The 20,871-nt window shown below is 62.8% G+C and carries 18 protein-coding genes and 1 pseudogene; 6 read left to right on the top strand and 13 right to left on the bottom strand.

Annotation, left to right across the window (positions count from 1 at the left end; translation table 11 throughout):
• Positions 1-114 precede the first annotated feature (114 nt).
• The 10 genes and pseudogenes from EPO61_11270 to EPO61_11225 form a co-directional block, all read right to left on the bottom strand.
• Complete coding sequence (locus EPO61_11270) at positions 115-1,494, bottom strand: caspase family protein (protein TAJ08050.1); 1,380 nt, start codon at positions 1,492-1,494, stop codon at positions 115-117.
• 93 nt (positions 1,495-1,587) lie between these two features.
• Complete coding sequence (locus EPO61_11265) at positions 1,588-3,300, bottom strand: hypothetical protein (protein TAJ08015.1); 1,713 nt, start codon at positions 3,298-3,300, stop codon at positions 1,588-1,590.
• Between the two features lie 5 nt (positions 3,301-3,305).
• Positions 3,306-5,015, bottom strand: a complete 1,710-nt coding sequence (locus EPO61_11260; protein ID TAJ08014.1) for a hypothetical protein — start codon at positions 5,013-5,015, stop codon at positions 3,306-3,308.
• 681 nt (positions 5,016-5,696) lie between these two features.
• On the bottom strand, positions 5,697-8,252 hold the full coding sequence (locus EPO61_11255; protein ID TAJ08013.1) for a diguanylate cyclase: 2,556 nt from the start codon (positions 8,250-8,252) through the stop codon (positions 5,697-5,699).
• 89 nt (positions 8,253-8,341) lie between these two features.
• Positions 8,342-9,232: a transporter gene (locus tag EPO61_11250; protein ID TAJ08012.1), complete on the bottom strand. Its 891-nt coding sequence runs from the start codon at positions 9,230-9,232 to the stop codon at positions 8,342-8,344.
• Between the two features lie 54 nt (positions 9,233-9,286).
• Positions 9,287-9,604, bottom strand: a complete 318-nt coding sequence (locus tag EPO61_11245; GenBank protein ID TAJ08011.1) for a hypothetical protein — start codon at positions 9,602-9,604, stop codon at positions 9,287-9,289.
• Between the two features lie 109 nt (positions 9,605-9,713).
• A complete protein-coding gene (locus tag EPO61_11240; protein TAJ08010.1) occupies positions 9,714-10,271 on the bottom strand; it encodes a hypothetical protein in 558 nt (185 codons plus the stop codon).
• Between the two features lie 192 nt (positions 10,272-10,463).
• A pseudogene (locus tag EPO61_11235) lies at positions 10,464-10,670 on the bottom strand (hypothetical protein).
• 91 nt (positions 10,671-10,761) lie between these two features.
• The gene (locus EPO61_11230) at positions 10,762-11,295 is read right to left on the bottom strand and encodes a hypothetical protein (GenBank protein TAJ08009.1); all 534 of its coding nucleotides are present in this window, start codon (positions 11,293-11,295) and stop codon (positions 10,762-10,764) included.
• A 159-nt stretch (positions 11,296-11,454) separates the two neighbouring features.
• A complete protein-coding gene (locus EPO61_11225; GenBank protein ID TAJ08008.1) occupies positions 11,455-11,862 on the bottom strand; it encodes a hypothetical protein in 408 nt (135 codons plus the stop codon).
• Positions 11,863-12,141: 279 nt separating this feature from the next.
• Between EPO61_11225 and EPO61_11220 the strand changes: the two genes are divergently transcribed.
• From EPO61_11220 to EPO61_11195, 6 genes are all read left to right on the top strand, one after another.
• Positions 12,142-13,701 carry a HAMP domain-containing histidine kinase gene (locus EPO61_11220; protein ID TAJ08007.1) on the top strand — a complete coding sequence of 520 codons (1,560 nt, stop codon included), beginning with the start codon at positions 12,142-12,144 and terminating at the stop codon, positions 13,699-13,701.
• Positions 13,698-14,321 carry a hypothetical protein gene (locus EPO61_11215; GenBank protein TAJ08006.1) on the top strand — a complete coding sequence of 208 codons (624 nt, stop codon included), beginning with the start codon at positions 13,698-13,700 and terminating at the stop codon, positions 14,319-14,321. Before EPO61_11220 ends, EPO61_11215 begins: the two co-directional genes overlap by 4 nt.
• Before the next feature lie 22 nt (positions 14,322-14,343).
• Positions 14,344-15,753: a sigma-54-dependent Fis family transcriptional regulator gene (locus EPO61_11210; GenBank protein ID TAJ08005.1), complete on the top strand. Its 1,410-nt coding sequence runs from the start codon at positions 14,344-14,346 to the stop codon at positions 15,751-15,753.
• Between the two features lie 266 nt (positions 15,754-16,019).
• Entirely contained in the window at positions 16,020-16,241 is a 222-nt protein-coding gene (locus EPO61_11205) for a hypothetical protein (GenBank protein TAJ08004.1), read from the top strand.
• A 4-nt stretch (positions 16,242-16,245) separates the two neighbouring features.
• Complete coding sequence (locus EPO61_11200) at positions 16,246-16,743, top strand: polymer-forming cytoskeletal family protein (GenBank protein ID TAJ08003.1); 498 nt, start codon at positions 16,246-16,248, stop codon at positions 16,741-16,743.
• Complete coding sequence (locus EPO61_11195; GenBank protein ID TAJ08002.1) at positions 16,740-17,315, top strand: response regulator; 576 nt, start codon at positions 16,740-16,742, stop codon at positions 17,313-17,315. Before EPO61_11200 ends, EPO61_11195 begins: the two co-directional genes overlap by 4 nt.
• A 63-nt stretch (positions 17,316-17,378) precedes the next feature.
• On the opposite strand, the gene EPO61_11190 is transcribed toward EPO61_11195, so the two are convergent.
• From EPO61_11190 to EPO61_11180, 3 genes are read right to left on the bottom strand one after another with little or no spacing between them, the layout of a single operon-like run.
• Complete coding sequence (locus EPO61_11190) at positions 17,379-18,251, bottom strand: universal stress protein (GenBank protein ID TAJ08001.1); 873 nt, start codon at positions 18,249-18,251, stop codon at positions 17,379-17,381.
• Between the two features lie 15 nt (positions 18,252-18,266).
• Positions 18,267-19,934 carry an FHA domain-containing protein gene (locus tag EPO61_11185; protein ID TAJ08000.1) on the bottom strand — a complete coding sequence of 556 codons (1,668 nt, stop codon included), beginning with the start codon at positions 19,932-19,934 and terminating at the stop codon, positions 18,267-18,269.
• Positions 19,935-19,977: 43 nt separating this feature from the next.
• The gene (locus EPO61_11180; GenBank protein TAJ07999.1) at positions 19,978-20,856 is read right to left on the bottom strand and encodes a serine protease; all 879 of its coding nucleotides are present in this window, start codon (positions 20,854-20,856) and stop codon (positions 19,978-19,980) included.
• Positions 20,857-20,871 lie beyond the last annotated feature (15 nt).

The following is a 20,871-nucleotide window of genomic DNA, read 5'->3' as shown; positions in this document are numbered from 1 at the left end:
ACTTTGTGACCGATTATACCAGCCCGATGTGGCCTTGTGGGGTCGTCGAAGTCTTGAGCCGTCCGTCGGCTGGGGAATTCCGAACGACAAAAAAAAGAGCGGGAAGTGCGAAGGCTATCTTGAGGAGGCCGGCGCCTCGATCAACCGCCCCCCGCCCTTTTTGAGCAGCTCCGGGCTTGCCAGCAGTTGCGGCGTCTGTTCGTTGTTGTACTGCTTTCTGGCGATCTTCTGGACGTTCGGCTTCAGGTATTCGAACAGCTCGGCCAGGTCGATCGTTCCGTCCTTGTTGAGATCGCCGTCCCCCTGGAGGCCCTTCAGGAAGAAATAGGTCAGCAGCCCGTGCCCCTGCTCCTGGTAGGCGCTGGAAACCTGATCGCCGGCGCTGGCCGACAGCACGATCGTCTTGCCTCCGGCCAGGATGGCGTTCTCGACGGATAGCACCATCGGCTTGGCTCCCGCCGCCAGGACCGACCGTCCACCCGAGCCGGAAAAACAGGAATCCAGCACCACGGTAATGTGCTTGGCGGGGAGCTTCTCCAGTTGCGCGTAGAGCCGCTTTAGCGGATACCCGGTCTTCTCCACGAAGGTCGGATCTCCGTCGTAGGGGACAAGATAGGCGTCGCCGCTCTTGGGATTCGGCGCCCCATGGCCGGAATAATAGATGAACACGGAGCCGTCCTTTTCGAGGTTGTTCGGGAGCCAGGCCTCGACATACTTCTCCAAGTCCGTCTTCGTCGCCTTTTCATTCACCCGAACCACGACATTCTCTTCGGGATAGCCGAGGACCTTGGTCAGATACTCCCCGACGAGTTTGGCATCCCGGTCGGCAAAATCCGCCTTGGGCAGTTTCTCGCGATACTGTTCGATGCCGATGACGACGGCATAGGCGTGCCGCTGCGGTGACGCGACGACGGAGGGCAGGCGGTCGACGTCGCTGACGGGCACGCGAGGCAAGGAGGGGCGGGCGAACGGTGACGGAGTCGGCTGCCCCTCCAGTCTTGCCAGGATCGCTGCGCGATCGGCCTCTATCTTAGCAAACAGGCTGTCGAGCGCCCGATTCAATGCGAGGCTCGTCGGAGGCTCGTCGGCGGAGGCGGTGAAACGCGTCGCCCCCCCGATCGCCTCATCTTCCGCCTCGTAGGACCCGATGGACACCTTGTCGTGGGTGAGCAGCGCGGCCGACACGGCAAACTGGTAGATGAACCGCGTGCCGTGACCGACCAACATGGACAACTTCGCCTTGACCTTGAAGACCGCTTCGGAGGCCTGGTCGGACACCTCCCGGAAGGTGCGCCGCTTGTTCATGTAGGAGAGAAGCGCTTCCCGGAAATCGAGATCGACCGGGATCAGCGGATCCACATTGAGGGTGAACCGCTCCACCTCGACTCGGACCGACAAGGGCAACGGCGCCTCATTGATCGAGTCCGGGTTCGGTGTGATCACGAGATGGCGCTCGCCATAACAACCGACGGACGCGAACGCCGCCGCAATCATCAGCACGGCGGGGCCGCACAGGGAGAGGAGGGTCTTTGGCATGCTCACACTCCGTCGGCTGATGGCAGAGAGGTCCGGCCGCCGTCAACAGGCTTACCGCGACTGCGACGACAGTTCGACCAGCCGCCCCCCGCCTTTGCGCAACAGTTCCGGGCTGGCCAGCAGTTGCGGCTGCTGGTCGTTGTTGTATTGCTTGCGCGCGATTTTCTTCACGTTCGGTTTGATGTAGTCGAACAGCTCGGCCAGGTCGATCGCCCCGTCCTTGTTCAGGTCCCCCTCTCCTTGGAGGCCTTTGAGGAAGAAATACGTGAGCAGCCCGTGGCCCTGCTCCTGATAGGCGCTGGAGATCTGATCGCCAGCACTGGCCGAGAGCACGATGGTCTTGCCTCCGGCTACAATCGCATTCTCGACCGAGAGCACCATCGGCTTGGCCCCCTTGGCGAGGACCGACCGTCCGCCGGCTCCCGAAAAACAGGAGTCCAACACCACCGTGATGTCCTTCGCGGGCAGTTTCTCCAGGGCGGCGTAGAGCCGCTTCAAGGGATAGCCCGTGGACTCGATGAAGGTGGGGTCGCCGTCGTAGGGCACCAGGTAGGCGTCGCTTGTTTTGGGGTTCGGGGCGCCGTGGCCTGAGTAGTAGACGAACACCGAGCCATCCTTCTCGACATTATTCGGCAGCCAGTTTTCGAAATACTTTTCCAGGTCCTTGCCCGTCGCGCGTTCGTTGACTTGGACCACCACGTTCTCTTCCGGGTATCCGAGGACTTTCGTCAGATATTCGCCCATCAGCGTGGCGTCCCGCGCGGCGAAATCCGCTTTGGGCAATTTCTCGCGATACTGTTCGATGCCGATGACGACGGCATAGGCGTTCTTTTTTCGTAGCGCCTTTGCAGTCGGGAGACGGTCCACGTCGCTGGCGGGAACGGCGGGACCGGCCGGGAGCGGGGCCGCGGGGCCGGCCTTGGCGGCCCTCGCTTCTGCTTCTCTGAGCACCTTGGCCAGGGCCGGCTTGCCCCGATGTTCCGCCCACCGCGCGGCGGTCCAGCCTTCATCGTCGATCGCGGTCGGGTCGGCTCCGCGCTCGAGCAGGAGCTGGATGACGCGGAGTTGTTTTCCTGCATCATTCCCCCAGGCGGCTTCCTTTAACGCAGTCCAGCCTCCCCCTCCCCGGTCGTTCACATCGGCGCCCCGGTCCAGAAGCAGACGGACGGTTTCCACATCGCCGTGCAGCGCCATCATGCGCAGGGCATACTCCTTACCGGCATGTGCTTTGTGTTCCAAGAGGAGGCGAACCATCTCACGATTGTTTTTCCTCGCAGCATGCGCGAGGGGAGCGATAGTCGGGTCGTCCGGGAGATTCGGGTCGGCCCCTTTGCTCAACAGGAGCTGTACCAATTCCAGAGAATTGGCTTCCACGGCCACTGTCAGAGGCGTCCAATTGATGTGGCCCTTGCCGGCGCCGGTTTCTACGTTGACCTCGGCGCCACGGTCCAGCAGGAGCCGGACAACCTCCAGAGAACCGGATTGCGCAGCCAGCAAGAGCGGCGTCGAACCGGACTTGGCCTTGACGTTGACCGAGGCTCCCTGGTCCAGCAGAAACCGGACGACCTCCGCACGTCCCTTATCCGCCGCGAAATGGAGAGCCGTGCTGCCGTTCTCATTCGCGGCATTGACGTCGGCGCCTTGGGTGACCAAGGTCTGCACCGTCGGAAGATCACCGTCGCGGGCGGCGGTGAAGATCGTGGCGCAGCCGGCCAAAAGGGCCAGCAATGGGATGCTCAGGAGCTTGATCATGCGACCACGCATAAACCTTACGGTCTGCCCGCTCCCATCAGCACGATGCCCTGGCTCAGGATGTCGGGGTTGCCCAGCAGTTGTGGCTGCTGTTCGTTGTGAAACTCGCGCCGCGCCGTCCGCTCCACTTGCGGCTTCAGATACTCGTACAGTTCCCGCAGCTCGATGCGGCCGTCATGGTTCGCGTCCGCCTCGCCCTGGAATCCCTTGAGGAAAAAATAGGTCAACAGTCCATGGCTTTGTTGGTTGTAGGTCGAGGAGACTTGACCGCCGCCGCTCGCCGCCAGGACCACTACCTTGCCTTTGGCCAAGAGTGGATTCTCCACCGAGAGCACCATCGGCCGCATGCCCTTGCCGATCACGGACCTTCCTCCGGCTCCCGAAAAACAGGAGTCGAGCATAACGACGATCTCCTTCGCGGGGAGTGCGGCCAGCTTGTCATACAGACGGTCAAGCGGATAGCCCGTCTGCTCCACAAACGCCGGATCACCGTCATAGGGTACAAGATAGGCCTTGCCGGTCCTGGCGTTCGGCGCCCCGTGGCCCGAAAAGTAGATGAACACCGAGTCACCCGCCTCCACGTGATCGGGGAGCCAGCCCTCGATGTACTTCTCTACGCCATTCTTCGTGGCCCGGTCGTTGAGCAGGACCACGACATGTTCCTCGGCATAGCCGAGCGTTGTGTTCAGATACTGGCCCATGATCTGCGCGTCGTGTGCCGCAAAGTCGGCCCGCGGTAATTGCTGTTGATACTGTTCGATGCCGATCACGACCGCATAGGCATGCTTCTTCGCCGTCGCTTTGTTGACGGGTGGGTGGTCCACGTCGCTCACTGGAGGCGCAGGAGCCGGCGGCGCCGCGGCAACGGATGGAACCGAAGGGGACTGGATGACAGGCTGCTGCTTGGCGATGGCGCGTTCGAGCAGCGCGACGACGTCCTTCTGATGATTGCTCTCGGCTCGATCCAAAGCCGTGAATCCCTCCTGGTCTTTGATGCTGGCATCCGCGCCCTTGGCAAGGAGCATGCGGACCACCTCCGCGTTGCCTACCTGCGCGGCGATGGCGAGCACGGATTTGCCCTGGTTGTCCAGGGCATTCACCTTGGCTCCCTTGGCTAAGAGTACGCGCACGTTGCCAGTCCGGTCAAAAGGAGAACCAGCCGCACACCACAGTGGGGTCTGCCCTCTGCCGTCTCGCTCTTCTATGTCTCTCGCTTTGTCCAGAATCCTGCCGACGATGTCTGGCGAGAGATGGTACGCGGCGGTGCAGAGCAACGTGCCTCCCGCCTTGGTCTTGTTGTGGACATCCGCACCTGCATCCAGCAGGGCTTGCACGGTCGCTTCCCTCTCTGCGGCGGCCTGCCCTTCCACGACTCGATAGGGCGTCACCGCGAGTTGGATGGCGGTCTCCCCGCTGTATCCTGTCCTGGCGTTGATGTCCGCGCCGCGCGCGAGCAACGCCTTGACGGTATCCGTTTGGCCGTACATGGCCGCCCAGTGCAGGGGGGTCATCCCTTGGACCTGTTCCCGGTCGGTTCTGGCGTTCACATCCGCCCCCTGATCCAGGAGCAGCAGCACGGTTTTGGTGTCCCCCTGTTTGGCTGCCTGTTGCATCGTGGGCAGCGGGGCCACGCAGCTTCCCAGCAGCACAATGATGCCGATCAGCCAGACCTCCCGGAGCGCCTGGCATATTCTTCCCGGGGAGGCTGTCCGTCGGAAGCGTCTCATCGGAGTCTCCGTCGAAACCCTGTGCGGGCCATTGTGACCTTGTCCGTTCGGTATCAGTTGCACTGTCCCGGGCGCCTCACGCTACGCGCGGGAGGGCTCTCTGCTTGAAGGGCAAGAGTGGTGCCGCTATGCCTCGGGACCAGTAGCTCAAGAAATAGGCACTTACTTTCAAGGAGATACGCACTGGCCCTGGCTGGACCTAATGAAGACAAGGACGAAGAGGGATGGCCTCCGTCCTTGACTGTAGCCATCCGCACCATGGGCTGATCCCGTCACTGTAGCCGAATGACTCAATGCGGAATTGATGTGGAGGATGGGTTCCAGGCTAAGATCGCGCCGGCCTCTCTTGATCGCATCGGGATGGAGGTTACCTGGTAGCTGAGCGGAGGTGTTGGAGAGAGGAACACTGTAGGAGCAGGGGGTTAGGCGCAGGGGTGGTGTGCAGGCCCGGTCGTCCGGGAAGCCTGAAGCCCCTCCGAGATCCCCACCATGGCAGGAGCTCTCGCGATCCACCCTCCGCTCAGCGTTTTTCTCGCTCCTTGCTCCCCGCCTGGTTTCCCGGCTGGCAGTCATTTCATGAAACTATCCGGGGTGAGGGGGTAGTTTAGCGCGGTGAGCGGTGTCCTTGCGCCGCGCGCGAACCTTCATCCGCCGGAGCCAACCTGGTCGTCGCCGAACCGGTCACGAAGATTCCACGGACACCACTTGGTTGCGTCCACGTTGCTTGGCTTGATAGAGAGCGGAGTCGGCCGCCTGGATCAAAGCCTCGCCAGTCGTTCCATGATTCGGGAACACTGCAACGCCGAGGGAGACGGTGACGGGCCCAAGTGTCTGGTGGTCACGGACCAACTGCAGATCTCCGGCGGCCTTCCTCAGCGTTTCCGCCCGTCGCGCCGCGTCTTCCAACGATGCGGAGGGTAACACCAGTACGAACTCCTCGCCCCCGAACCGCGCGACGATATCTCCGCCCCGGCAGTTCGTATTCAGGAGCGCGGCGAATTCGCGCAACAACATGTCTCCGGCTTGATGGCCGAAGGTGTCGTTCACCCGTTTGAAATGGTCGATGTCCAGCATGACCACCCCGACGGAATAGCGGCTCCGCTGAGCGCGGCGCAACTCCAGCTCCAGCAATTCGGTCAGGTAGCGCCGGTTGAACAAACCGGTGAGCGGGTCCCGTATCGCTTGCGCGCGGAGGACCGCGCGCAACTTCAGATTGGCGATCGCCAGGGCGATGTGCTGGGCCATGGCCTGCGCCATCCGTTGCGTGGAGGAATCCGACAAGTCCGTGTGGCGAACGGCGCGCGTTGGGGCATGCCGGTTGCTCTGCACGTAGAGCAAGCCGAGCGTCTCGCTTTCGGCCATGATGGGCACACAGAGATAGCCGAGGGGAAACGGGCGGTCGAGGTGCTGGCAAAACGGTCCGGCGCGGGTTTCCCCTACGGCATGGAGCCGGGCCTGCCGCAACGCCCAACACTCGTCCAATTGGAAATCGGTCTTGCTGGCGAGCGGAGAATGCCATGTGACGGCCGCCTCGACCAAATGGCCGGACTCGCTCATGATCCCCAGGAATCCCGGCTCGTCCGGAAAGAGTTGCGGCGCGAATGTGCCGATGATGGCATAGACCTCCTCTATGGTGTGGCATGACTGGAGCAGTTCCCCCAATTGACTGAGCAGCATGATCTGGCAGGACTGGTGCTCCAGGTCCTGGATTCGGGCGACCAGCTCCCGGTTCGTGTCTTCCAACGTCTTCTCGGCGCGCTTGCGTTCGGAAATGTCGCGCACGATTGTGGAGACCCCGATGATGGCGCCTTCGGCGTCTTTGATCGGGGAGATCATCAGGGATGCGTCGAGGAGTGTCCCGTCCTTCCGTTGCCGCACGGTCTCGAAGTGCTCGATGCGTTCGCCGCGCGTGAGGTGCCGGAGAATGGCGGGCTCTTCGTTGAGGCGATCCGGAGGGATAAGGAGGGCGGCTGGACGTCCGATGACCTCATCCGCGGCATAGCCGAAGATCCGCTCGGCCGCGATGTTCCAGCTGAGGATGTTTCCTGCCAGCGTCTTGCTGATGATCGCGTCGTCGGAAGACTCGACGATGGCGGCGAGCTGGGCGCGCATGGCGGCCGCCCGGCGCCGATCCGCGACGATGGTGGCCAGGGCCAGCGTGATCGCCGCCGTGAGCACCATGAACGTCTGCAGGAGGATGAGGGACTCGTCCTGTGTGTGGCCCACGAAGGGCCCGTGTCCGCGGAGGGTGCCCCAGGCGGCGAGTCCGGCGAGCAGGAGCGAGACGGTGGCGGTTTCACGCGGGCCGAATCGGAATGCCGCCCAGGCAAGGACCGGCACGCACAGGTAGGCCAGAGGATAGGGCGTCATGGCGTCGGACAACCATCCGCCGAACACGGCTTGTCCGACCGCCACGAGCGTCAGTAGCAGCAGCGGCGCCTCGATGGCCTGGTCGCGGGGCCAGTCCACGCGCGGATTGAGGGCCCAGAGCAGCAATACCGGTGTGATGAGCAGCGCGCCTCCCGCGTCCCCGAGCCACCAGGTCAGCCAGATCGAACGGAAGTCGGCCCACTCGGCATACCCGCCGAGGGAGAGGCTGATCACGCCGCAGGTGGCGCTGATGGCCGTGCTCACCATGCCGGCCAGGCCCGCAAACATAAAAACATCCGATGCACGGTCGAAGGTGTGGCGCCCGTGGGCAAACCGATTCACAAAATAGGCGCCGGTCAGCCCTTCGAGCGTATTGCCGAGCGCGATGCCGAGCGTCGTCTGCAGCGACCCCGTGGTCGTTAGATTGACCAGAAAGGCGCCGGCGAAAATGCCCGGCCAGACCCGATATCCCAGAAGGAGCAGTGCGGCCAGTGCGATGCCGGTGGATGGCCAGACGGTGCTGGCGCTGGCGTTCGTGAAAGCCAGCCGCAACCCCAGTTTTCCGGCAACGAAATACAGGGAGGTGAGAAGCAGGATCGCCGCCGCTGTCCGCGCTACCGTCCAGAGCTGGCCCATGTCCTTGACTCCTCTATTCGAGGGGAGCAAGTCCAGTGCCGAGAGCAGATGCCATGCGGATTGATAGGCGCAACCTATTGATCTGGCTGCTTGTTTCCAGGCCATGCTACGGGATTCCACGGCAGCCGGCCGGCGAAATATGAGAAGCCGTGGGGGCCTCGTACGGCCGGTCGGACCAGAATTTGGCTTCGCAAGGAACGGTTTCTGGCCTCTGCCGGATCCGGTCTGCATTGATCCCTATCCACGAATCCCTGAGATGGTTAATTTGTGCAAGTTCAGCAATGACTGTTAGGGAACACCGATGTAGCCGCGCATAGAATCTAGAATCTGACGGCAATGCCCCCCGTCACGCCATAATCGGGTGCGCCGTCCGAAAGTCCTACCAGAAGCCCCGCATTGAGCCGAAACATCTGGCTCACCTTATAACTCAGGTCAAAGTAAAGGTCTTGGGGGTCCTGCAGCCCGGAAACCACGGCGGTCCAATATTCGTAGTAGACACTGCCGAGCAGGTTGGGCGTCAAGGCGTAGCCGAGCCCAATATCGTAATTCCATTGGTTCCTGAGCGCGACCCCCGGTGGAGAACCGACAAAGGTGTAGCCGACGTCGGCGAAACTCACCCATCGGGCCGTGAGATTCTTGGACAGCTGAACGCCGAATTTCTCGTCAAATTCACCCGTCCCCAGCCCCCGACTTGCATCGGCCGTGGGGAACTTGACTCGAGCCGTGAGTGCGACGGTGGGCAGCAGCCCTTGTTCATCCAGAACGTAGTATCGGCCCTGGAGTAGCGTGTCTCCGATGCCGGTCTCGGTCGTGCGGGTGTTCAGCGTTTGCGTCTGCACATTGCGTCCGTTACGGACCACGGTTCTTGTCGGACAAGTCCCGCCCGTTTGGTTCGGCACGCCGCTGAGCAACGTCACGTTGCAGTCGCCTGTGACCGACAGGTAGGGGATGATGAGCGTGATGTCACCATCATCGAACAAACGGCGTATGGAGAGCGGAATCGAGGTAATGGTGGTCCGCGAGCCGGTGCCGTAGGTTCCCGATGAATGGTACGCCGAGAGCCCTATCTGCCAATTGTCTTCGGATGCCTCACCGGATTGAGGGAAGACACCCCAGCAGACCGCGAGGATCGTGAGCAGGATTTTGAGAAGTCCGCTGAAAGCGATCGTACGCCTGACCGCTGCATTCTTCCTGTTTGCGGAAGTCCCCATGATTCGCTCTCCACCGCCGAACAGAAAACAGGAGGTCGGCCCTCTTGCACGTATTTAGCATTGCTGCCGTTTCCAATTGCGCAATGTGCCCTGTTGATCAAAGGTCAACACATACTCACGGCAAGAATCGTCGCCGGTATCGAAACCGCCCATGGGGCCGATGGGGCTCCCGCGATATCGGTAGATCCATTCGGACTCGCTCGCGTTCGACCCGGTCGTGCTGTGCGGAGAGCCGAAACGCTCGGCCACCTCCTCCTGGCTGGCTTGGTTGACCGCGTTCTCCAGATACGTGACTTCCCAGGGCGTACACGCGGCCACACCGAAGAGCATGGCCCCCAGCATACTCACCCGCCGCAGAGAACGCGCCGCCATGGGGATTCCCTTCATGCATGCCCGCCGGGAGGGGCCGGAAGCCACCATCCGACAATTCCTGGCCCTCCCCCCTTCCCCTCGCTGGATCGGGGAGATAATGCGGGCCTGGCTACCTGTGGGCGGCCCGTTCGGGCCGTTCCGGTCGCTCCGGCCTCACGGGACGATCGGGTCGTTCCGTCCGTTCTTGTCTGGTCGCCTGCTCCGTCCTTGCCGCACGGAGGTCTTTTGCCAGATCTTGCCGTGCCTGTTCGGCGTCGCGGACCACAGGTCCCAACTTGAAGCCGAGGTCCTTCGCAATCTTGCCCCAGCCCATGTGTTCGTTTCGCAGCGTCTCAATCTTCGCCAGCGCCTCGTTCATGGAGGGATAGGTCTGGGGGGCAGTCTGGGTCAGATGTTGCGCCATGGCGAGCTGAATGGTGATTTCACCCCACCCTTGCTTTTGGGCGCGCATGCTTTCAATTTGGCTCGATGGGACGTTGAACTGTTTGGACAGAGTCTGCGCCTGAACGGCCGATCCTTTGGATGCGGCGTCTTTGTCGATGGCCACGTTGGCGGCTTGCAGGCGCCCTTCATCCTGATCAGCTTGGGCCCAAAGGAGGGGGACCGCCACGAGGACAAGGGCGAATCCACCGAAAACGGCGCGAACAAACTCTTTCGTCGTCATCATGATGCTCCTCCTGCTCCTTGTTGATTGGCCATGGGTCGGAATCCCTCGAGGCAATCCCGCGGCGGTTTGCACGGTGCCGTGGGGACGGTCACGATTCGTCGGGCGCTAATCCGCCTTCGTTTCTTGTCTCTGCACCGCACGGGTCTTTTTCCCTGTTGCAGTTTTCGCGGATTTCTTCTTTTCTTGCTCGTTCACCAGCGTACCTCCTGCGACACCAGCGGCGCCCCCTACGACGGCTCCGATCAGCAGGCTCCCTCCTGTGACCGCGGCGAGCGCCACGCCTCCGGCCGTCCCAATGCCGCCGCCGGAAAGCAATCGCTGCTGCTCATCCGTCATCCCTGCGCAGCCGGCCATGGAGCCGATCAATGCCACCACGAGCACGAGGCATACCGGTTTCATCTCCTGTCCCTCCTTTCCGGCGATCCTGCGGCTGTCGTCACGCTCTTGCCCGGGCAACCAGAAGGCAACAGGCAGGATCGTTGCGCTGGGCCTAGAATCGCACTCCGACGGTGAGCCCGGGCATCACGGTGGTATGGGTTCCCGGACTCGGCTGGAGATCGGTGAAATTGAGGAGGAATGTCGAGGTCAGCGCCATTCGTTCGTCCACTTTGTAGTCGAGTCCGACCCCGAGCGGGATCAACCAGGAGGTGTCGGACCCGCGCAGATCCGCATGCGCGAAGCCCAACCCGCCTTGCAAGACCAGCTTCAGTTTGTCGGACGTGTCCGGAATGTCGATCCAATACTTCCCCTGACCGGACAGCCCGACCTGGGTCATGTCTCCCGTCACGCCCAATTGCATCAACGGCCCGATCGAAAAGCTTCGGGTCAGGAATCGATCTCCGTGCATATTGAGGGCAAAGGCGGTCCCGTCCGGCGTGTTGCCCAAAAAACCGATGGCTGCGCCGCCCGACCATTCGCGGGCCGGAGGCCCCTCGGTTTGCGCCAAGCCGAGCTGCGCAGAGCCCAGGACCATAATGATGCCCATGAGCAGCAGCCGTCCCGTATTGAAGAGAATGTGTTTCATGACAACCTCCTTGATCTTGTCGTACAGGATGGCGACCGGTCTCACGACGGAGCCGGTTCATCCGGTCCTGCGCGAGCGATCACGGTACGTCCAGGCTGAACAACAGCCAGTGCATCGCCATCCACCCCAAGAGACCGATCACAATCAGCTGTTCGAGGTTCACAGGGTCTCCCCGTCGCAGAGCCCCGGCGACCAAGCCGCCTGGTCCAGCAAGGTCTGGCTCTGTGTCAGATGAGGTACGGTCCGGTCCATCGTGGTGACGGTCAGGGCCCCCTCCGGGTCCGGTTCGAGCCGCACGCGGTCGCCCTCATTCAGGCCGCGCAGCCCCTGACAGTTCATACTGAAGAGACGGAGCATACGGCCGTAGTCCGTCCTGATGAGCATGCTGGAATCGGAGAGGTCGATGGCCTCCACGGTTCCCTGAAACATGGACGGCTCAACCTCAAGCCGCAAATCGACCCGGATGGCCGTTGGTTGAGACGCGATGGCTGTTTCGCCGGCGACCGTCATGACGCCTACTCCGACGAGCAACAGGAGCGAAAGGATGCTCAATAAGATCCTGTTCATCGTGCCCCCCTTTCTGGGTCAGGCTCTGTAAGTCGAGAGCCTACTTCAATGCGCTATGGGTGTCGGTCTCTTATGTCGCCTGTGCCGTGAGGAAATATCGGCATGCGATTTTCTATGTGAGCAAGGGGAATGCCGGAGTGCGGAAGATGGGAGAAGCGTCTAATTTTTCAATGGTTTTCTTGATTATGTCGGGAAATGAGAGAAGAATAACCAACGAGCAATTGAAGGGATATGCCTACACCATTGCCAATGTATGGATAGGCATATCCATAGTTTACAATGACCTACAGTTGTATGGATTTTCATGCGCATGAATCGAAAAAGCGCGCACCGAAAAAGGCTTCCGGAAACAGAGATGTACCACTAATGCGTCTTTCAATCTTCTGGCGACTGGCCTTGGGCTCTCTCGCGATCATTTTGGTGGTCGCAGGAGTCAATCTCTATGCCCTCTTCCAGCTCCGCCAGCTCACGAAACTCAATACCGAATTGGTGTCCTATCACCAACCGGCGATCGAAACGGCCAAGCACCTCATCACAAGCCTCTATGCCCAACTGCGCAGTGAAAAGAAATATCTGGCTGTGCGGGACCAAGTGTTTTTGAAGAGTTTGGGCGAGGAGGCGGATGAATTTCGCAGGACGGCAACGGCGCTCCGGCGACAGGAAACCGAACCGGAGGGCCAAGGTCTTTTGGACAATCTGCTGCGGCTGCACCAGGATTACCGCCAGCAGTTTCGAGACAAGATCGAAGGCCAACCGCTCCGTTTTGCTCAGCCGTCGGCCGACGACGAGCGTCAGCGCGACGAGCACGTGACGCACATGACAGACCAACTCGACGCCTATATTGCGCTTCACGAGAATCGAGTGGGCACTCTGGTCAATGAAGCCCGGGCCAGTTCGGCTCGGGCCGAGGCCATGATGCGGAAGCTGCTGATGGCCGCCATCGTGCTGGGCTTTGCGTTCGCGGCGATCGCGAGCCTCAGCATTTTGCGTCCCTTGCGTCGTATCCAGGAGCACATCCGACGCATCGGCCAGGGGCACTTCGGAAGGTCGGTCAGCGTCGAGGTGCCCAGCGACCTGCGCGAACTGGTCGAAACGGTCAATTGGATGGGCGCAAAACTTCAGGAACTGGACGAGATGAAGGCCGAATTTCTGGCCCACATCTCCCACGAATTGCGCACGCCCCTGGCGTCCATTCGGGAAGGAACGCAGCTGTTGCTGGATGAAATCCCCGGTCCCCTGGACCGGGCGCAACGAGAAACGCTGCAAATCATGCGGGACAGCAGCCAGCGGTTGATGCATCTGATCTCGACGCTGTTGGATCTCTCGAAGATGGAAGCTGGATTGATGGAATACCGGCTGGCGCGCGCCGACCTGACGCGGACCGTGGAACAATCGGTGCGGAAAACCCGCCTGCTGGCGGAAGGCCGGCGTATCCAGGTCCTGGTCGACGCGCCGCCCGGCGGGCTGTGGGTGACGATGGATGCCGCACGGATCGAACAGGTGGTGGACAACCTCCTCTCCAATGCCCTCAAGTTCAGCCCGGAGGGGGCGACGGTCCAGGTTCGGGTGGAACCGGACGAGCGTATGGGCAACGCAGGTCTCTCCGTCTCGGATGCAGGCCCGGGCATTCCGCCGGAAGACTTGCCACACGTCTTCGAACGGTTCTACCAGGGCCGCCGGCAGGAAAAGCATGCGGTGGCCGGGAGCGGACTTGGATTGGCGCTGGCGAAGAAAGTCATCGAGGCGCATGGGGGGCGGGTCTGGATCGAGAGCGAGGTCGGCAAGGGAACGGTCGCCTGCTTCCTGTTGCCGCTCCGCCGGCCGGGAGACATGGCATGATGCGCAAGGGAACATGGGCCGGCGGAGCGCTGCTGGCGCTCGCGAGCCTCAGCGCCTGCGCGCCCGCGGTCAGCCCGACCTCGCCGTTCTTCATGCCGGATGCCGCCGACCTGTCGCGCTACCAGAGTCTCGTGCAGGCGCACGAGACCCAACTCGGCACCTGCGCCGAGCGCCAGACCTGTGACCGGGTCCATTTCACTCGCGCGCTGGTTGCGCTCTATGAAAACCGGGAAGCAGCGGTCCGGCAGTTTCAGCAGGTCGTCGCCGCCTCCCCCGACAGCCGCCTCGCCTCGTCCAGCCGGGTCTGGCTGCACGTGCTCAAGGAGCAACCCTCCGGCGGCGCCTGGTCGGGGCCGTTGGCGAGGATGACCGAGCAGCTGGTCCGGGACGTGCTCGACCGGGAACTGGCGATCCAGCAGCTGTCGCAGGAATTGGACGGGCCGGCGATCCGGACATTGCAGCGAGGGCTCAAGGCCAGGGACAAGCAGATCGAGGAGCTGACCAGGCAACTCGACGCGTTGAAACGGATCGATCAGGAAATGAAGGACAAAGAAAAGCGGAGGCCGAAACCGGCCCCGGGACGGATCCCTCCGGCTTCCGGGAAGGACGCGCAGCCGTAGCGTGCAGACGAAAGGCGCGACGATGGAAGGCGAACGCATATTGCTGGTGGATGACGACGAAGGCTTGCTCCATCTGCTCAAGATCCGCCTGACGGCGATGGGATTTGGCATTACGGCCTGCACCGACGCGGACACGGCGCTCGCCGAAGCGCGCCGCGATGTCTACGATCTGGCCATTACCGACCTGCGCCTCGGCGGCCGGGACGGGCTGGCCTTGATGGAGGAGCTGCGCCAGCTCCACCCCGAGCTGCCGGTGTTGATCCTCACCGCCCATGGAAGCATTCCCAACGCCGTGGAAGCCATGCAGAAAGGCGCGTGCGGCTACCTCACAAAGCCGTTCGACGACAAGGAATTTGCCGTGCACGTCGAGAAAGCCCTGGCGCAGCGGCGGATGAGCCGGGAAATCCAGCGGCTCAAGTTGCTGGTCAAGGAGCTCTACGGGCTCGAGAACGTGGTCGCGCGGAGCCCGTCCATGCAGGAGTTGCTGCAACAGGTCGCGCGCGTCGCCGACACGGATGCGACCATCTCGCTCTCCGGCGAGACCGGCACCGGCAAGGAAGTCATCGCGCGCGTCATCCATTGCAACAGCCGGCGGGCCAAGGGCCCTTTCGTCGCCATCAACTGCGGGGCCATTCCAGAGAGCCTCATCGAGAGCGAACTGTTCGGGCACGCGAAGGGCGCCTTCACCGGCGCGCAGCATGCGAAGCGCGGGCTGTTCCAGAGCGCCGAACGGGGCACGCTGTTTCTCGATGAAATCGGCGAGACGCCGCTGGCCGTGCAGGTGAAGCTCCTGCGGGCGTTGCAGGAGCGGGAAGTGCAGGAGGTCGGGGGGCTGCACCCCACCAAAGTGGATGTCCGCATCATCACGGCGACCAATCGGGATTTGGCCCAGGCCGTGAAAGCGGGGACGTTCCGAGAGGATCTCTTTTACCGCATCCAGGTGGTGCCGATCACCGTGCCTCCGCTCCGCGAGCGACGGGATGACATTCCCGCGCTGGCGCAGCATTTTCTCCGTCAAAGCGCCGGACGATCGAACAAGGACGTGCGGGGATTCCTGCCGGAGGCGATGCACCAGCTGATGCTGCAGCCATGGCCCGGTAATGTCCGTGAGCTGGAGAACGCGGTGGAAAAGGCCGTGATTATGGCCATGCAAAACATGATCACGGCGGACCTGCTGCCCGCTGTTCCCGTCTCGTCCGAAGGCCGGTTGAAACCGCTGACGGAGGCGAGAGGGGAATTCGAGCTACGGTACCTCAAGGAGATCCTGCAGGCCTCGGGCGGCAATATCTCGCGCGCGGCGCAGATCGCCGGACGCTACCGAGCCGACTTCTACAAGTTGCTGCGGAAGCACGGTCTGCATCCGGGAGATACGAAGGCGGCGCCGGCGGATGGCCGGCCGCAGGCATCAGAGCCGGAGCCGACAGAGTTGTAAGCCTTCGCCTGGTCCGATGCATTTATGCATCTCGGTGTAGGTTCTTGCATTCAATCCAATCTCAAGGATCATCAACAAGTTATCTGCACGTGGCTGAAGCCGGTGTAGGGTCTGTCCTGCGATCGCTTTTCCCCGCGAATAGGCTGCGAGTTAGATAACCGACCGGAACTCGCTCGATTTTAGACACCCGCGCGTTTCGGCACCGACCTTGCTCATTTCCGAGGGGACATCGTGCAAGTCGAGACAAGCATTTGCGAGGGAAGTCCATGATGTACTTCTGGCGGTTCAAGGGTTGTCTGCTGTGCGGCTGCGAACTGGAAAGCCGCACGGGTTTCTGCCTCATGTGCGGTCAGCCGTTGAACCGTCGGCGATCATGGTTGCGGGTGCTCGCGGAATCCTTGGAGGCGCAGATCGAAGGGCCGGGCGGGCCGGCGGTGCCTCGCGACCGGACGGTCGTATCGGACCAGCAGTTGCCGGACCAGCCGTGACGCCATGTGGTTCAAGAAACCCGCGATCCATGGCGCCGAGGACAGCGGCACGCTCGTGGGGAAAGGGCTGGCAGTGAAGGGCCGGTGCCGCTTCGACGGTGCCGTGCGGATCGACGGCCGCCTGGAAGGGGACATTCAGGCGGCCGGGACGCTGGAGGTCGGCGCCCAGGGTGTCCTGATCGGCAAGGTTCATGTCGGCACGTTGGTCAACCGTGGAACGGTCAAGGGAACCGTCGTTGCGAGCGAACTGGTGCAGCTGTTGGAGTCCAGCGTTCTGGTCGGCGACATCCACACGCCGCGGCTTGTGATCGTGGAAGGGGCGCGCCTCCAGGGTTGTTGCGACAGGGGGGCCCATGATTCGGACCGGGAGCTGCGGGTGTTCGAGGCGGAGCCCCTCAAGACCGTGACGAGGGCGTTGATCGGGTATGAGCCAAGTCATGCCGGGGAGTATGGCGGGAGGACTGACGGAGGTGCGCAGATCGTAGAGGAGGGCATGCCATGAACGCGAACGGACCGTTCGGAGCCGAGAGCCCAACATCGTCGTCGGACCTGCGGAAGGCTCCGGCGCCTGCCGGGGAGTCGTCCACCGTGCTCCTCGTCGATGACAATCCGTCGATTGTGCGCATGTGTGGGAACTTTCTTGAAGAAGAAGGCTTTCACGTGATCCGGGCCGGCGATAGTCTCCAAGCCTTGCGCCTTTGCAGGCAGTATCCGGGCATGATCCATCTTCTGATTACGGACTTGGTGCTGGCGCCGCCCACGCTGCAATTGCGGACCGGCGGGGTTCGATCGGCCACGATGAACGGTGTCCAGCTGATGCAACAGATCCTGGCGGTGCGCCCCCGCATCAAGGTCATCCTGATGAGCGGGCATTCGGACGAACATCTCGAATCGCTCTACATCTTCAAAGGGGGGCGGCCATTTCTGCGGAAGCCCTTCGGCTTGATGACCCTGGTGGGGATGGCGCGCGAGGTGTTGGAAGTCCGGGAAGAAGCCGGTCCGCTCATGCGGACGGAGGGCGGCGCGGTCGCCGCAGGGATCGAGCGCCCGCGCACAGCTGTGCCGTCCAAGTAGCCCGCGTCACGCGGTCGGGGCTCGTGGCGGCGTGTGTCGCTCCTCCCGTCCTCGGCGCGCGGGTCACCGGACGATCAGGACCGAGCAGGGGGCGTGCACGAGCACCTTCTGCGAGACGCTGCCGAGCAGGAACCGTTTGACGGCTGTCATGCCCCGCGCGCCGAGGACAATCATCTGCGCCTGATGCCGCGCCGCCGCCTCGATGAGCGAAAAGGCCGGATCTCCTTGCAGCCATTCCGTTTCCACCTCGTAGGGCTTGCCTGACAACGGCGCCACCGTGCTGCGGAGGAGAGCGTCGCCCTGTATGCGCGCCGTCTTTGCGGCGGATCGGACGTCGCGAAGTCCCTTGGACGGTCCGAACAGCCCGGCGTGATGGCCGGGCCAGACCAGAACCGCCGTGACCTGCATCGGACCATTGAAGGGCACGCGAGCCAAAAACTGGGCGGCCTTCGCCGATTCCTCCGAACCATCCAGGGCCAGGAGGATGCGATCCAGCGTCGGTTGCGGCTCCTTCACGATCAACACCGAGCAGGGAGCGTAGGTGGCGACTTTTTGAGAGACGCCTCCGAGAAGGAAGGTCGGGGTCGCGGTCATCCCCCGCTGCCCTAGAATGACCAGGTCTGCTCGGGACTCCTCGGCCGTCTGAATGATGCTCTCCGCCGCGTCGCCCGTGTCGGCGATCAGACGGATGTGGCTGGCATGGGGGGCCAACTCGGCCTTCATCTCGTGGAGCACCCGCTCGGCCACTTCCGAGACTTCCCGACGATACGTCTCAAAGTAGCCCGCCGGCATCTCGGGCGCATCATAGGCATGCTTCAGCGCCTCCACGTCCACCACATTGAGCACGTGGAGATCGGGCGGCACGGCCAGGTGCTTGATCATCCCCGCCGCGTTTTTGGAGTCAGGCGAGGCGTCGACTGCCAGTAGAATGCGCATAATCCCTCCAGGCGATCAGCGAGGCAGGCGGACTTTTGCGTCGGCGTCCGGATCAAGCGCGATCCGCAACTGCGCCAGCAAGGCTCTGGCCTGGTTGGTCCGCAGCCCCACATTGAGCCCGCCGACCTTGCGCATCGCCGCATGGTTGATCGCGATCACGCGGCCGGCTTGGTCGAGGACCGGGCCCCCGCTGCTGCCCCCGCCGGCGCCGGCTTCGAAGGTGAGGGTGTCCGGTGATAGGTCGGACACATGCCCTTGCGTGGCCAGGGGGCGGATCAGTTTCCGCCTGGCGAGCGCATCGGCCAGTTTGACCGGGTCGCCCCCCGCCTCCTCCAGAATCCCGTCGCTCACCGGCTTGGCCAGTCGTCCCATCAGGCTGTCGAAAGTACCCGGGTAGCTCAGCGCCACGAGCGGCTCCCCCACGCGCGGAGCGTCGTCCGCGGGAGCCAAGCGAAGCGGGGCCAACCCGGTCGGCGCCCGGTCGGTCCGGAGGACGGCCACGTCGCTGGTGTCGGAGACGCCGAGCATGTCGAGAGCAAAGGCTGCTCCCGTGTCGGGGAAGAAGATGCGGAGCATGGCCAGGCGGGGTTCGAACCCCGTCGCCATGATCTCCCGCGCCGGTTCGTAATGGTCCCACATCCGAACGAGATGACGGTTCGTCAGGATCGTCCCCGCCTTGTCCACCAGGAATCCGCTGCCGGCATAGAAGATGACGATGGGAGGGCTCTCGCCTTCGACCGTCACCAAGGGATTGCCCTCTCGATCCACGAAGGGATGGCCGTCTTGATCGAAGCCCTGGTAGCGGAGTGGCCGGCCGGTCCCTTGCTCCACGAACCCGTAGCCGCCTTGCAGCAACCCGACGCTGCCCCCGAACCGCGCGACGAGGTCCTCGGCGAACCGCTGCCGGTTTTCGAGCGTGCTCAACTGGCGGCGGATCGTCTGGAGCTCCTGCTGGGACCGATGGGCCGCCTGCTGCTCTTGGAGCGAGGCGGTCAACCTGGCGGCCAACTCCTCCTGTTGCCGGCGGAGATCCGCCAGGCTCTGGCGTTCCTGCTCGATTCGCCGGCTCATCTCCGTGCGGGTGAGCTGTCCGGCTTCCAGCTGGCTGATGAGGTCGGCGATCCGCCGCTGGGCGGTGTCGGCCGCGAGGTGCTGGCGGTAGGCGACGATGCCCAACAGGAAAATGATCACGATCGGCGTCAAGATGGCCAGGATAGCGGCCAACTTCGCGGCCGGGGACCCATAGCGTCCGATATCGGCGAGCAGGTGGCGCGCCAAGTAGAGGGGGGACAGGTAGCGGGGATGGGGCATGCGCACGACGATGTCGCGGGAGTCGGTGACGATGGCCCGCCAGGGTTTGCTCGCCTGCCCCTCGTCGGCCGTGACGCGAAACCGCACCAGCGGGCCGCCTTCGCCGAACTGCAGGAGGTCTCCGTCTTTCAGTTCGGACTCAAAGCTTCGCTGGCCGTTGATGAGGAGCGCGTTCTTCCCGCTTCGGTCCCGGATCAGGGGGGCATGGGCTTCGACCGCAATCTCTGCGTGGAGCGGGCAGACTGTCGGGTCTTTCGCCGGGTCGAACGCGACGTGACAGGATTCCCCGACGCCGACGCGGATCGCATCGGTATCGAACGACTGTGTTCGGCCCCGCAGGCTGCCGGTGAGATGGCACAGCATCATCCGCATAACGAAGCCCCCATTTCCGACCGTTCTTGGTGCGCTGCGGGCCTCAGTGTTTCCGGGAAAGCGTCGCCGCCGATAGCAACTGTTTGACCCGGAAAGCCGGCTCGATGACGCCGAGGCCGATGAAGCTTGGGACAAAGGGGGTTTCCGGCCGCTTCTTGCCCTTCAACTGGACTTCAAGCTCTTTCCCGCCTACCGTGAGCGGGAGCTTTTGAATCCTGGCCTGGGTCACGATGCCCAACAAGGCCACTTTTCCGCCGGCCGCGAAGTGTCCATGACGGTCCGTTCCGGCCGGCAGCTTAAAGACCGGCCCGCCGCTGTTGCCCGGAAACACGTTGCTGTCGATCAAGAAGGGGGTGGATTGCGGTTGGGTCGGCGACACCCACGAGATGATGCCCTGACGAACGATCGCTCTCGTCCAAAAATGCGGGCCGACCGCACCGGGGTAGCCCAGCACGACCACGGGGGCTCCTTCGTAGATATCCTTGGCGGCGGCAAAGTCATCCATCGTCACCGTCGGCACTCTGGTCCTGCCGGCTTGTTCCGGCGGGATGGCTAACGGGAGACAGGCCAAGTCAACGGCGGGGTCCGGATGAGCCAACCACCGTCGCCGGCCCCGTTGCTTGAGGGTGATCCGGACCCCGAGGTGTTCATCCACGGGTTGGGCATCCAACCAGGAGAAGCGAATCTGCAAGTGGGAGGGGGCCCAACCCTCCGCCTGATCCAGGAAGACATGTTTGGCGGTCACCAGCCACGGAGTCCTGGTCGGGTCGTTCTTCAGCCAGAACATGACGCCGGTGCCGATCACCACAAAAAAGTTGCGTCGGGAGGGTTGCCCCCCTCGCCCTGTGACCGGAAACGAGTGCACGTGGCCGATGGCGACGGTGGCGTCACGCCAGGGATCAATCCACGCGGTCAGCTTCATAGGCCCCCATCAGAT

Source organism: Nitrospirota bacterium (assembly GCA_004296885.1).
Classification (GTDB): Bacteria; Nitrospirota; Nitrospiria; order Nitrospirales; family Nitrospiraceae; genus SYGV01.
Note: the sequence above shows the minus strand (reverse complement) of the source record. Positions and strands in the feature narration are given on the sequence as shown.